The organism is Streptomyces sp. NPDC101166, from assembly GCF_044768125.1.
Taxonomy (GTDB): domain Bacteria; phylum Actinomycetota; class Actinomycetes; order Streptomycetales; family Streptomycetaceae; genus Streptomyces.
Map to the genome: position 1 here is coordinate 340,717 of NZ_JBIWPF010000003.1, position 12,272 is coordinate 352,988.

The 12,272-nt window shown below is 73.4% G+C and carries 10 protein-coding genes; 4 read left to right on the forward strand and 6 right to left on the reverse strand.

Annotation, left to right across the window (positions count from 1 at the left end; all coding sequences use genetic code 11):
* Nucleotides 1-61: 61 nt before the first annotated feature.
* Genes ACIRS4_RS08380 through rsmH form a run of 3 tightly spaced genes read right to left on the reverse strand, consistent with a single transcriptional unit; the run spans nt 62 to nt 3,484 of the window.
* Nucleotides 62-2,032 (reverse strand): peptidoglycan D,D-transpeptidase FtsI family protein, encoded by a 1,971-nt coding sequence (locus ACIRS4_RS08380; RefSeq protein ID WP_404191828.1) that lies wholly within the window; start codon nt 2,030-2,032, stop codon nt 62-64.
* Between the two features lie 5 nt (nt 2,033-2,037).
* Nucleotides 2,038-2,526 (reverse strand): septum formation initiator family protein, encoded by a 489-nt coding sequence (locus ACIRS4_RS08385; RefSeq protein ID WP_404191831.1) that lies wholly within the window; start codon nt 2,524-2,526, stop codon nt 2,038-2,040.
* Between the two features lie 28 nt (nt 2,527-2,554).
* Nucleotides 2,555-3,484 (reverse strand): 16S rRNA (cytosine(1402)-N(4))-methyltransferase RsmH, encoded by a 930-nt coding sequence (gene rsmH, locus ACIRS4_RS08390; protein ID WP_404192118.1) that lies wholly within the window; start codon nt 3,482-3,484, stop codon nt 2,555-2,557.
* Nucleotides 3,485-3,986: 502 nt separating this feature from the next.
* On the opposite strand from rsmH, the gene ACIRS4_RS08395 reads away from it, so the two are divergent.
* From ACIRS4_RS08395 to ACIRS4_RS08410, 4 genes are all read left to right on the forward strand, one after another.
* Nucleotides 3,987-4,565 (forward strand): beta-class carbonic anhydrase, encoded by a 579-nt coding sequence (locus ACIRS4_RS08395; protein WP_404191833.1) that lies wholly within the window; start codon nt 3,987-3,989, stop codon nt 4,563-4,565.
* Between the two features lie 172 nt (nt 4,566-4,737).
* Nucleotides 4,738-5,769 carry an AAA family ATPase gene (locus ACIRS4_RS08400; RefSeq protein WP_404191836.1) on the forward strand — a complete coding sequence of 344 codons (1,032 nt, stop codon included), beginning with the start codon at nt 4,738-4,740 and terminating at the stop codon, nt 5,767-5,769.
* Nucleotides 5,769-7,136, forward strand: a complete 1,368-nt coding sequence (locus ACIRS4_RS08405; RefSeq protein ID WP_404191839.1) for a DUF58 domain-containing protein — start codon at nt 5,769-5,771, stop codon at nt 7,134-7,136. The genes ACIRS4_RS08400 and ACIRS4_RS08405 overlap by 1 nt, the downstream gene beginning before the upstream one ends.
* Before the next feature lie 2 nt (nt 7,137-7,138).
* A complete protein-coding gene (locus tag ACIRS4_RS08410) occupies nt 7,139-9,661 on the forward strand; it encodes a DUF3488 and DUF4129 domain-containing transglutaminase family protein (RefSeq protein ID WP_404192120.1) in 2,523 nt (840 codons plus the stop codon).
* Nucleotides 9,662-9,823: 162 nt separating this feature from the next.
* Here the strand turns inward: ACIRS4_RS08410 and ACIRS4_RS08415 are convergent, their stop codons facing one another.
* From ACIRS4_RS08415 to ACIRS4_RS08425, 3 genes are all read right to left on the reverse strand, one after another.
* Nucleotides 9,824-10,225, reverse strand: a complete 402-nt coding sequence (locus ACIRS4_RS08415) for a DUF3040 domain-containing protein (RefSeq protein WP_130437204.1) — start codon at nt 10,223-10,225, stop codon at nt 9,824-9,826.
* 287 nt (nt 10,226-10,512) lie between these two features.
* Nucleotides 10,513-11,334, reverse strand: a complete 822-nt coding sequence (locus ACIRS4_RS08420) for a methyltransferase (protein WP_404191843.1) — start codon at nt 11,332-11,334, stop codon at nt 10,513-10,515.
* 168 nt (nt 11,335-11,502) lie between these two features.
* Nucleotides 11,503-12,102 (reverse strand): SAV_6107 family HEPN domain-containing protein, encoded by a 600-nt coding sequence (locus tag ACIRS4_RS08425; RefSeq protein ID WP_404191846.1) that lies wholly within the window; start codon nt 12,100-12,102, stop codon nt 11,503-11,505.
* Between the last annotated feature and the right edge of the window lie 170 nt (nt 12,103-12,272).

Sequence of the window (12,272 nt, forward strand, 5' to 3'; positions counted from 1 at the left end):
GAGGCGCTGTTCCCCGGGTCGGGAGTGATCATGGTCACGGGCTGGTTCCTGGCTGTGGTGTTCACGGGGAGAAGGAGACGGGCAGCTTCGCGGGCTTCGCCCCGGTGGGCGGGATCTGGAGGGATTTCAGGGAGAACTCCATGACCTGTTTGAAGACGGGGCCGCAGATCTGACCGCCGAAGTAGCTTCCCTGGGTGGCGTTCTGGATGGCGCAGTACACGGTGACGCGGGGGGCGTCGGCGGGGGCGAATCCGGCGAACGACGAGGTGTAGCCGCGGTACTTGCCGGTGGCCGGATCCACGCGGTTGGCGGTGCCGGTCTTGCCCGCCACGCGGTAGCCGGGGATGCGCGCCTTGGTGCCGGTGCCCTCCTCGTCGTCCACGACCGACTCCAGCATCTGGGCGAGGGTCCTGGCCGTCTTCTGGCTCACCACGCGCTTCTTCTGCGGGGCGTCGGCCGGGGTGAAGCGTCCGTCGGGGCCCTTGGTGCCGCGTACGAGGCTCGGCTGGACGCGGACGCCGCCGTTGGCGATGGTCGAGTAGACGGAGGCCGCCTGGAGCGCGTTGACGGACATGCCCTGGCCGAAGGGGATCGTGTACTGCTGCGAGGTCGACCAGGCCCCGGGCGCCGCGAGGATGCCCCGCGTCTCGCCGGGGAAGCCGAGCCCGGTGGCGCGGCCGATGCCGAACTCGCGCAGGTAGGAGTAGAGCACCTTGTTGGCCTCGGACTGCGTTTTGCCGAGCTGGCCGGTGGCCAGGATGGTGCCGATGTTGCTGGACTTGGCGAGCACGCCGTTGAGCGTGAGGTACCAGGTCGGGTGGTCGATGTCGTCCTGGAAGAGCCGGTCGCCTCGGTGCAGCCGGTTGGGCACGGTGACGTGCGTGAGCGGGGTGGCCGCGTTCTCCTCCAGGACGGCCGCCATCGACATCACCTTGGCGGTCGACCCGGGCTCGAAGGCGTCCTGGACGGCCGCGTTGCCGAGGGCCTCGGGGCGGGCGTCGGACAGGTCGTTGGGGTCGAAGCCGGGCGAGTTGGCCATGGCGAGGATCTCGCCGGTGCGGGTGTCCTGGACGATGACGTAGCCGCGGTCCGCCCGGGACTTCTCCACCTGCTCGGTGATGGCGTTCTGCGCGGCCCACTGGATGTCGCGGTCGATCGTCAGCTCGACGTCGGAGCCGGGCACGGCGGGCGTCTCGGTGGAGCCCGCGGTGGGCACCTGACGGCCGCCGGACTGGGCGTAGCGGATCTTGCCGTCCTTGCCGGAGAGCAGGGCGTTCAGCTGCTGCTCGACGCCTCCTCCGCCCTTGCCCTCGGCGTTGACCCAGCCCAGTATCCCGGCGGCGAGGCCCCCGTTGGGGTACACGCGCTTGCTGCTGGGCACGGAGAAGACGCCGGCGAGGACGTTGACGGTGGAGCGGTCGGTGTCCGACTTCGTGGCGAGCGCCGACTTCAGGTCCTTGATCTGCTTCCACACCTGTGGGGTCTGACGCCCGGCCAGCTTGGTGTAGCGCACCTCGGGGTCCTCGGGCCGCAGCTTCCTCACCAGGTCCGACTGCTCCTGGCCGAGGATCGGCGCGAGGAGGGCGGCCGCCCGCTCGGGACCGTCGTCGATCTTCAGCTGGTCGCGGGCGAACATCGTCGGGTCGGCGGTGATGTCGTAGGCGTCCTCGCTGGTGGCGAGGGCGACTCCGGAGCGGTCGGTGATCTCGCCGCGTTCGGCGGTCAGCACCTGGCCGACGTACCGGTTGCGCTCGGCCTTGGCGGCGTAGGTGCTCGCGTCGACGGCCTGGACCTGGAGCAGGCGGACGACGAAGGCGGCCATCACGAGCGTGAGGGCGAGGCCGACCATGCGCAGCCGGGGGCGGGGGCTGCCGAGCCGGATCACGCGCGGGGCCGCCGGCCGGGACGCCGCAGGGCGGCGGGCGGGGCGGGCGCCGGGGCCGGGGCGCCGTGTCCTGGCCGCGGGACGGGCGGGCCGGGCGGGCCGGGCGGGGCCGGGCACGCGCCGGCGCGGCGGTTCCCTGTCGGACACTTCCGTCACCTGCCGTCAGTGGTGGGGGTGGCTGCGTTCGGGGTGTCGCCCGGCGCGGGCGGCGCCGGGGCGCCGGCCCCGATGACCTCCGGCGGGCGCACGGCCACGGGGGCGTCCCGCGCGGAGGACAGGCCGGCGGGGGACGGGACGCCCTTCACGGCGCCGTCGGGGCTGAGGAAGGCGGGGTCCCCGCCGGGCACCATGCCGAGTTCGCGGGCGCGGCGCTGGAGGGCGTCCGGGGCGGAGTAGGAGTCGATGTCCCGCTGGAGCGCCTGTTCCTCGTCGGTGAGGCTCTTGGTGTCCTTCTGCAGATCGTCCATCTTGAACGACCCTTCGCTGAGGGCGGAGTTCAGCACGAGCAGGCCGATGAGTCCGCCGCCGAGGAGGAGGACGACCAGGAGGACGAACGGTGTGCGGGCCGCCCGGCGCGGGCCGGCCGGGAAGAGGCGGGCGAGCCGTGCGGCCCTCCCCCTCAGCTCGGGTTCGCCGCTCACTCGCCCTCCCCCGGGCTGGTCGCGCCCCTCATTCGACGTCCTCCCTGATGCGCTCGGCCCCGCGCAGCCGCGCGGGCGCGGCCCGCCGGTTCTCGGCGACCTCTTCCTCGGTGGGAAGTTCGGCACCGCGCGTGAGCAGCTTGAGCCGGGGCTGGTAGCGCTCGGGGACGACCGGCAGTCCGGGCGGCGCGGTGGTGGCGGCTCCGGCCGTGAGCACCTGCTTGACGAGCCGGTCCTCGAGCGAGTGGTACGACAGCACGGCGATCCGGCCGCCGACGTCGAGGGCCTTCACGGCGGCCGGCACGGCCCTTTCCAGCACGGCGAGTTCACCGTTGACCTCGATGCGCAGGGCCTGGAAGGTGCGCTTGGCCGGGTTGCCGCCGGTGCGCTTGGCGGCCTGCGGGAGCGCGGAGCGGATCAGGTCGACCAGGCGCGCGCTGTTGGCGAACGGCTCTTTGTCCCGTTCGCGGACGATCGCCGAGACGATCCGCTTGGCCTGCTTCTCCTCGCCGTACGCCCGCAGGATGCGCACGAGTTCGCCCGCCGGGTAGGTGTTGAGGACCTCGGCGGCGCTGACGCCGGCCGACTGGTCCATGCGCATGTCGAGCGGGGCGTCCTGGGCGTAGGCGAAACCCCGGTCGGCCTCGTCGAGTTGCATGGAGGACACGCCGAGGTCGAACAGGACGCCCTGCACGCGCGCAATGCCGAGCCGGGCGAGGACGGCGGGGAGTTCGTCGTAGACGGCGTGCACGAGATCGGCGCGGTCGCCGAAGGGGGCGAGGCGCTCGCCGGACAGGCGCAGGGCCTCCTTGTCCCGGTCGAGGGCGACGAGCCGCGCCTCGGGGAAGCGCGTCAGCAGGGCCTCGCTGTGGCCGCCGAGGCCGAGGGTGCAGTCGACGACGACGGCTCCGGGCTGTTCCAGGGCGGGGGCCAGCAGGTCCAGGCAGCGCTGGAGCATCACCGGGACGTGTCGAGCCTCGCCCTCCCGTCGCCCGGCTCCGCCCTTGTTCTCATGCGCTTCGCGCCCCTGCACTGTGGGCACCTCTCAGGTCCGGCGGGCCCGTACGCACCGCCGGGTCCCCGCCCGCTCGAAGAAGGGGAGGCCCGCCGGCGCCGGAAGCGTCAGCCGACCGGGAGCGGGAGGAGGCCGAGCCGTACGTACGCGCCGCGCACGCGGGGAGATCTCCGGCGGCCGCGCCGGGGTCTCTCGGGGAATTCAGTCCAGCGGGGAGATCGCAGCCTCCCGCTTCGCGTCACTTTAGTCCACCCTGTGTCGCGGTCAATCAACCGGCCTGCGCGTCGCGGCTCCACGCGCGCGTGAAGCGGCGCACCGCTCGAAATCACCCGTTCGGGTGCCCGCCTCTCACTCTTGTGGCTTACCTCACAAGTGCGGCGTGATGACGCTCTTTTTCCCTCCCCACCACAGGACCGGAACGGTGGTGACCAGTAACGTCATAGTCATGACGACTTCCGCATCCGTACCCGTCGAGTCCGCCGGCACCGTGGGCGGCGGCACCGTGACCGACCGCCTCGTCGCGGCGAACGAGCGGTACGCCGCGGCGTTCGCCGACCCCGGCATGGACGCCCGGCCCGTGCTGCACGTCGCCGTGGTGGCCTGCATGGACGCCCGTATCGACCTGCACGCCGCACTCGGCCTGGAACTCGGCGACTGCCACACGATCCGCAACGCGGGCGGCGTGGTGACCGACGACGTGATCCGCTCGCTCACCATCAGCCAGCACAAGCTGGGCACGCGCAGCGTGGTCCTCATCCACCACACCGGCTGCGGCCTGGAGGCGATCACCGAGGACTTCCGCACCGAGCTGGAGATGGAGGTCGGTCAGCGTCCGTCCTGGGCCGTCGAGGCCTTCCGGGACGTCGACCAGGACGTACGGCAGTCGATGCAGCGGGTGCGGACCTCGCCGTTCCTCCTGCACACCGAAGACGTCCGCGGGTTCGTGTTCGACGTCAAGACCGGTCTCCTGCGGGAGGTCGACCCCGGGCGGGAAGCCGGTCCGGAGTCGGCACAAGAGGCCTGAGAGCTGACATACCGCTGTCAGTTGTCCACAGGCGAGTGACACGAAACGGTAACGGCGGCAAGAATGCGGTTGTGGCGTCACGCGAACGTTTTCCGCGTGGTGTCCGTATTCGGGGTGGGCCGTTGCGCGTGCAGAAGCGTCGGCCCGGAAAGAACGGGCCGAGGAGGGCCGGGTGACGACCTATGACGATCGAGCGAGCCTCACTGATCTGACCGCCACTGTGGAGCGTGTCCGCAGTTCGGTGGAAGGGGTGATCGAGGGCAAGCCCGAGGTCGTACGGCTTTCGCTGACCGTGCTGCTCGCCGAGGGACATCTTCTGATCGAGGATGTCCCCGGCGTGGGCAAGACGATGCTCGCGAAGGCGCTGGCGCGGTCGATCGACTGCTCGGTGCGGCGTATCCAGTTCACGCCCGACCTGCTGCCGTCGGACATCACGGGCGTGTCCATCTGGGACCAGCAGCACCACGTCTTCGAGTTCAAGCCGGGGGCGATCTTCGCGCAGATCGTGATCGGCGACGAGATCAACCGCGCCTCGCCGAAGACCCAGTCGGCGCTGCTGGAGTCGATGGAGGAACGCCAGGTCACCAGCGACGGGCAGTCCTACGAACTGCCCAGCCCGTTCATGGTGGTGGCCACGCAGAACCCGGTCGAGATGGAGGGCACCTACCCGCTGCCCGAGGCCCAGCGCGACCGCTTCATGGCCCGGGTCTCCATCGGCTACCCGAGCCCCGAGGCCGAGCTTCAGATGCTCGACGTCCACGGCGGGGTGAACCCCCTGGACGACCTCCAGCCGGTGGCGCACGCGCACGAGATAGTGAAGCTGATCGAGGCGGTCCGCGCGGTGCACGTCGCGGAGGCGGTCCGGCGGTACGCGGTCGACCTGGTCGCCGCCACCCGCACGCACCCCGACCTCAGACTCGGGGCCTCGCCACGCGCGACGCTGCATCTGCTGCGCGCGGCGAAGGCCTCCGCCGCTCTGAGCGGGCGTGACTACGCGCTGCCGGACGACGTGCAGAACCTCGCCGTGGCCGTTCTCGCCCACCGTCTGCTGCCCACCGCGCAGGCGCAGCTGAACCGGCGCACCTCGGAGCAGGTCGTCGAGGAGATCCTGCAGCGCACTCCCGTCCCGGCGGCCCCGCAGCAGCGCGGCTACGGCCTGGGCGCGGACGTGCAGTCGTACGGCCGGCCGCCGCGGGGGCTGTGATGGCCCACGGCGGGACGGGGCAGGCGGACACCGGCCGCGGGGAGAAGGGCGGCGCCCGCACCGCCCTGGCCGGTCTGACCACCCGCGGCCGCTCCTTCCTCGCCGCCGGCGTCGCCGCCGCGATCTGCGCATACGTCCTCGGACAGCCCGACCTGCTGCGGGTCGGGCTGCTGCTGGCCGCGCTGCCGCTGGTGTGCGCCGCCGTCGTCTACCGCACCCGGTACCGGGTCGCCGGAAGCCGCCGGCTCTCCCCCGGCCGGGTGCCCGCCGGCAGCGAGGCCCGCGTCCATCTGCGGATGGACAACGTCTCCAGGCTGCCCACGGGCCTGCTGATGCTCCAGGACCGGGTGCCGTACGTGCTCGGTCCGCGCCCCCGGTTCGTGCTGGACCGGGTCGAGCCGGGCGGCCGCCGCGAGGTGTCCTACCGGGTCCGCTCCGACCTGCGCGGCCGTTATCCGCTGGGCCCGCTCCAGCTGCGGCTGAACGACCCGTTCGGGATGTGCGAGCTGACCCGCTCCTTCTCGACGTTCGACACGCTGACGGTCGTTCCGCGCGTGGAGGCGCTGCCCGCGGTCCGGCTGAGCGGCGAGGCCAAGGGGTACGGCGACGGCCGGCAGCGTTCGCTGGCGCTGGCCGGCGAGGACGACGTGATCCCCCGCGAGTACCGCTACGGCGACGATCTGCGCCGCGTGCACTGGCGCTCCACGGCCCGCTACGGCGAGCTGATGGTGCGCCGCGAGGAGCAGCCCCAGCGGTCCCGCTGCACGGTGCTGCTCGACACCCGGGGGGCGGCCTTCCGGGGCGCCGGCCCCGACTCGTCCTTCGAGTGGGCGGTCTCGGGCTGCGCGTCGGTGCTGGTGCACATGCTGGAACGGGGTTTCTCGGTGCGGCTGCTGACGGACACGGGCGCCTCGGTGCCCGGCGAGGGCGCCGACGGTTTCGCCGGGGCCAGCCAGGAGTCGGCGGACGCGGCCGGGCTGATGATGGACACCCTCGCGGTGGTCGACCACTCCGACGGCACGGGCCTGTCCCGGGCGTACGACGTCCTGCGCGGCGGCAACGAGGGGCTGCTGGTGGCCTTCTTCGGCGAACTCGACGAGGAGCAGGCCGCGGTGGCCGGGAAGATGCGCCAGCGCAGCGGGGGCGCGGTCGCGTTCCTGCTGGACGACGACACGTGGGGGCGTGAACCGAACGAGGCCCCCGAAACGATGAACAGGACGAAGGAGCGGCTGCGGATGCTGCGCGAGGCGGGCTGGACGGCCGTGAGCGTGCCGCGGGGCGCTTCGCTGACCGAATTGTGGCAGCGGGCGGACCAGGAGCGTTCCGGTGTCGTGACCGCGGGCCGGACGAGCGGAGGGGAGGCGTGATGCTGAGCGGGCGGGCGCGCCTGACGCTGTGCTCTGCGGCGGCCACGCTTATGGCCTCCCTCGCGATGATGCCCCTGGTCGAGCCGGTCTCGTGGATCCTGCAGGCGGCGTTCCTGCTGGCGGTCCAGTCCGGGGTGGGCGCGGCGACGCGGCGGGTGCCGCTGGCCCGGCCGCTGACCGTGCTGGCCCAGGCGCTGGTGTCGCTGCTGCTGCTGACCCTGGTCTTCGCCCGGGAGCAGGCCGTCGCCGGGCTGATCCCCGGCCCGCGGGCCGTCCAGCACTTCGCCCACCTGCTGCAGGCCGGCGCGGACGACGTGGGGCGGTTCGCGATACCCGCGCCGCTGTCCGAGGGCATCCGGCTGATGATGGTCGCCGGTGTGCTGGTGATCGGCCTGGCGGTGGACACCCTGGCGGTGACCTTCCGCAACGCCGCCCCGGCGGGCCTGCCGCTGCTGGCGCTGTACTCGGTCGCCGCGGGCCTGTCGGACGGGGTCGCGGACTGGCTGTGGTTCCTGGTGGCCGCCGCCGGTTATCTGATGCTGCTCCTGGCGGAGAGCCGGGAGCGGCTCTCGCGGTGGGGCCGGGTCTTCGGCGGCGCGCCGCGCACGCCCGGCGGGCCGTCCGGCCCGGTGGCCCCGCTGCGCACCGGACGGCGTATCGGCGCGGTCGCCCTGGGCGTGGCGCTGGTGGTGCCGCTGCTGCCGCTGCCGGCGATCGGGAGCGGGCTGCTGGACGGCGCGGGCGACGGGGTGGGCGCGGGCAACGGCAGCGGGGGCACGATCTCCGCGGTCAACCCGCTGGTGTCGCTGCGCGACAGCCTGAACCAGGAAGAGGACCGCACGGTCCTGACCCTGCGCACCGACTCCGGCGACATCTCGGACCTGTACTTGCGGATCGTCTCCCTGGACGACTTCGACGGCACCACGTGGAAGCCCTCGAAGCGCCAGATCGTCGCCGTGCCGGACGACTTCCCGACGCCGGCCGGGCTGAGCCCGGACGTCAGGCGCTCCCCGGTGACGACCCGGATCAGGGCCGCCGACTGGTACGCCCAGGACTGGCTGCCGATGCCGTATCCGCCGAGCGGTGTGAAGATCAGCGGGAACTGGCGGTACGAACCGGTCGGCATGACCCTGGTGGGCGACCACGGCCAGAACACACGCGGCAAGACGTACGAGGTCACCAGCCTGGCGGTGCGGCCGACGGCGAAGCAGCTGGCCTCGGCGCCGGAGGCGGCCGGCTCGGTCAGGAACGACTACACCGAGGTGCCGTCGTCGTTGCCGGCGTCGGTGGCGAAGACGGCCCTCCAGGTCACCCGGGGCGCGCGCAACGACTACGAGCGGGCGGTGGATCTCCAGGACTGGTTCGCGGTCACGGGCGGCTTCGAGTACGACACCGAGGTGCAGGTCGGCAGCGGCAAGGACGCGATCTCCCGCTTCCTGCGGGACAAGCGGGGCTTCTGCGTGCACTACTCGTTCGCGATGGCGGCGATGGCCCGGACGCTGGGCATCCCGGCCCGGGTGGCGGTGGGCTTCGCGCCGGGCTCCCCGCAGGCGGACGGTTCGGTGGCGGTGAGCCTCAGGGACGCGCACGCGTGGCCTGAGCTGTACTTCGAGGGCGTGGGCTGGACCCGCTTCGAGCCGACCCCGACGCGGGGCACGACTCCCCCGTACACGCTGCCGGAGAACTCCGGTGACGCGATCGCCGAGCTGCCGCAGGCCTCCCGGTCGGCGAGCGCGGCGCCGTCGGCGCAGCCCTCGGCGAGCACCAGTTGCTCGGCGGCGGACAAGAAGGCCGAGGCCTGCCTCGGCGCGCTGCCGCTCGACGAGGCCGAGCAGGGCGGCGGCGGACCGCCGTGGTACGAGATCGGGGGCTGGACCCTGCTGGGGGCCGCGGCGCTGTTGCTGGCGCTGCTGCCGATGCTGTGGCGGATGAGACGGCGGTCGGTGCGGCTGGCGTCGGCCCAGCACACCGGTGCCGCGGGTGCCGCCGCGACCGCGGGCGGGGGCGGCGGCGGTCCTGGGCGGGGCGACGCCGGCGGCCCGCAGGCGGCTGACCCCGGACCGGGAGTGCTGCTGGACGTGCCGGCGCGGGAGACCGCGGAGGCGGCCGTCGCCCATGTCCTGGCGGTGTGGCGGGAGCTGACGGACACGGCCTGGGACTACGGCATCGCGCCGGACGACGCGCTGACGCCCAGGCGGGCGGCCGCGCGGATCGTCCGCCTGGGCGAGCTCGACGACACGGTGGCCGCGTCGGTGCACCGGGTGGCGGGCGCGGTGGAGCAGGTGCTGTACGCGCCCCGGCCACGGGCCGAGGCCGGGCTGGCCGACGAGGTGCGCGGGGTGCGGGCGGCCCTGCGGGCCCGGGTCGGGCGGCGCACCCGGGTGCGCGCGATCCTCGCGCCGCGCTCGGCCGTCCGGGCCGTCTGGGATCTCGCAGACCGCTGGACGGCTCTGAGGACGGCCTGGGCGGCCCGCCTGACAGCGCTGCTGCGCAGGCCGTCGGGAGAGCAGGGCCAGAGCCTGTAGGTCCTGTCCGGCGGATCATGCCGCCGACGCGGGGCCCGGGCCCTCGCCGGGCACGAGTGAGGGGGCGACCACCTTGTCGGGTGGTCGCCCCCTCATCGCTGTCCGGTGTCCCGATGTCGGCGCGGCGTTGCGCGGCCGGCTGTCAGGAGCATGGGGCCGGTTTCAGTGGCCGTGTCCGCCCTGCTCGTCGCGGCGGCGCTGCCAGCGCTGCTCGATCCGGTCCATCATGGAGCGCTTGGGCCGTCCCTGACCGCGTGGGTGCGCGGCGGCGCCGGCAGGCTGTTCGCCCGGCTTGGGGGCCTTGCGCCAGCCGGTCACGGCGAGCACCGCACACCCGAGCATGACGAGGAAGCCCACCACGCTGAGCCAGACCTGCTTGGCGACCATACCGGCCATGAGGAGCGCGATTCCCACGAGGAAGCCGGCGACTGCCTGGTAGACCCGCCGCCGGGTGTACGTACGCAGCCCGCTTCCCTCGAGCGCCGACGCGAACTTGGGATCTTCGGCGTACAGCGCTCGCTCCATCTGCTCGAGCATGCGCTGCTCGTGCTCCGAGAGCGGCACGGAGTCCTCCTCATCGTGCAGTCGCCGGGGCGACCCGGGGGGTCCCTTCAGGATAGGCAGGGAATCGCCCCCGTGAAACCCGCCCCTCTACGCCAATTGGCCAACCGGAGCCCGCCATGGGCGTCCCGGACTCGCTGGGGGTTCCATTCCCCAGCGGCCGACCCGTCATGCCGGGCGGTCTCCCTCGATCATACGGCGCACAGCGCCCGAACGGGGGGCCTGTGGCGTACTCCATGTGCGGCCAAGTCGCTGATCAGCGTGTGCCTGACGGCCGCCCCACCGGTGACTCAGGCCTCCTTCGCCCCTCGGGTCTCGCCGAGGACGTGGAGCTGGGTCGCCACGGAGTGGAAGGCGGGCAGCCCGGCGGCGGCCTCCTCCAGCTTCAGCAGCGCTTCCAGGGCGCCGGGCTCGGTGTCCACGAGCACGCCGGGCACGAGGTCGGCGAAGACCCGCACGCCGTGCACCGCGCCGACCTCGAGGCCGGCGCCCTCGACCAGGCCGGTGAGCTGTCCGGCGGTGAAGCGGTGCGGCACGGGGTCGCTCTCGCCCCAGCGGCCGGCCGGGTCGGTGAGCGCCTGGCGGGCCTCCGTGAAGTGACCGGCGAGGGCCCGCGCGAGCACGGCTCCGCCGAGGCCGGCGGCGAGCAGGCTGAGCACACCCTCGGAGCGCAGCGCGGCCACCGCGTTGCGGACGCCCTCGGCGGGGTCGTCGACGTACTCCAGGACGCCGTGGCACAGGACGGCGTCGTAGCCGCCGCGTTCGACGACGTCGAAGAGGCCGTGCGCGTCGCCCTGGACGCCGCGGACGCGGTCGGCGACGCCCGCCTCGGCGGCGCGGCGCTCCAGCGCGAACAGCGCGTTGGGGCTGGGGTCGACGACGGTGACCCGGTGCCCGAGCCGGGCCACGAGCACGGCGAACTGTCCGCTGCCGCCGCCGGTGTCCAGTACGTCGAGCGACTCCCGCCCGGTGGCCTTGACCCGGCGGTCCAGGGCCTCCTGGAGAACGTCCCAGACGACGGCGGTACGGAGAGCGGCGCGGGGGCGGGAGTCGGAGCGCAGCGACGTCGTCTCGGGGCGGTGGGGGGCGGGAGGGCGCATCGGGTCCGACACGGCAGTTGACTCCTCGGCGCGGCACCGCCTCTTGCGCGGCGGAGCGAACGGGGCGCCTTCCCGGCCCCGGTCGAGGGGGAAGGCTTCAGGCGCCTTCCACCCTATTGCCTCGCGGCGATCGCCTCAGCGCCGCACCTGGTCACCGTGGCGTCGGGGGGCGTCGCCGTCTCATCCCGCGTCCGGCATGTCCCGGCCCTCCCCCGGGGCGCCCCGCCCCTGCGCTCCGGGGCGGGGCGGCGTGCCTTCTCGGTGCTGTGGTCCGTCCTGGCGGGGCTGGGGCAGGGCCGGCTGGAGGACCAGCATGCGTTCGACGATGCGGAGGAACATCGCCACGTCCCGTATGAGGTCGTCGGCGTCCCTGCGGCCGGCCGCGCCGGGGATGCCGGCCTCGGCCCGGGCGCGGCGGCGGGCCCCGGACGCGAAGAGCGCGCTCCACTCGGTGAGTTCGGGCGCTATCTCGGGGAGCACTTCCCATGCGCTCCGGATGCGGGCCCGGCGCTTGGGCGAGGTCTCGGGCCGGCCGCGCGCGGCGAGCACGGCGGCGGCGGTGCGCAGGGCGGCCAGGTGGGCGATGGCGTAGCGCTCGTTGGGGGTTTCCAGGACGGCGGCCTCGTCCAGTCCGGCGCGGGCCTGGGCGAGCAGGTCGAGGGCGGCGGGCGGGGCGGTGGTCCGGCGCAGCACGGGGTGCACGTCGCTCGCCGGTCCGGTCAGTGAGGGGGCAGGGCCGAAGGCGCGGCGCCGGTGGGCGGCCGCGGGGTGGCTGGCCATGACGAACCTCCTGTCGTCTGTGTGACGGCACGGCCCGATACGGGGTGCCGTATGTGCCCATCGTGGGGTATGGCACTGACAATCCGTTCTGACCTGGGCTTTTGCTTCGAGCGAAGGTTCGCGTTAGTTTTTGCACTGACCAGTCAGTTCAATTAGTGGGACACAGGGGG

Excerpts from the sequence above, each read along its gene's own strand:
- rsmH (WP_404192118.1), bottom strand. The coding sequence starts at position 3,484 with ATGCTCCAGCGCTGCCTGGACCTGCTGGCCCCCGCCCTGGAACAGCCC.
- ACIRS4_RS08395 (WP_404191833.1), top strand. The coding sequence starts at position 3,987 with ATGACGACTTCCGCATCCGTACCCGTCGAGTCCGCCGGCACCGTGGGC.
- ACIRS4_RS08405 (WP_404191839.1), top strand. The coding sequence starts at position 5,769 with ATGGCCCACGGCGGGACGGGGCAGGCGGACACCGGCCGCGGGGAGAAG.
- ACIRS4_RS08425 (WP_404191846.1), bottom strand. The coding sequence starts at position 12,102 with ATGGCCAGCCACCCCGCGGCCGCCCACCGGCGCCGCGCCTTCGGCCCT.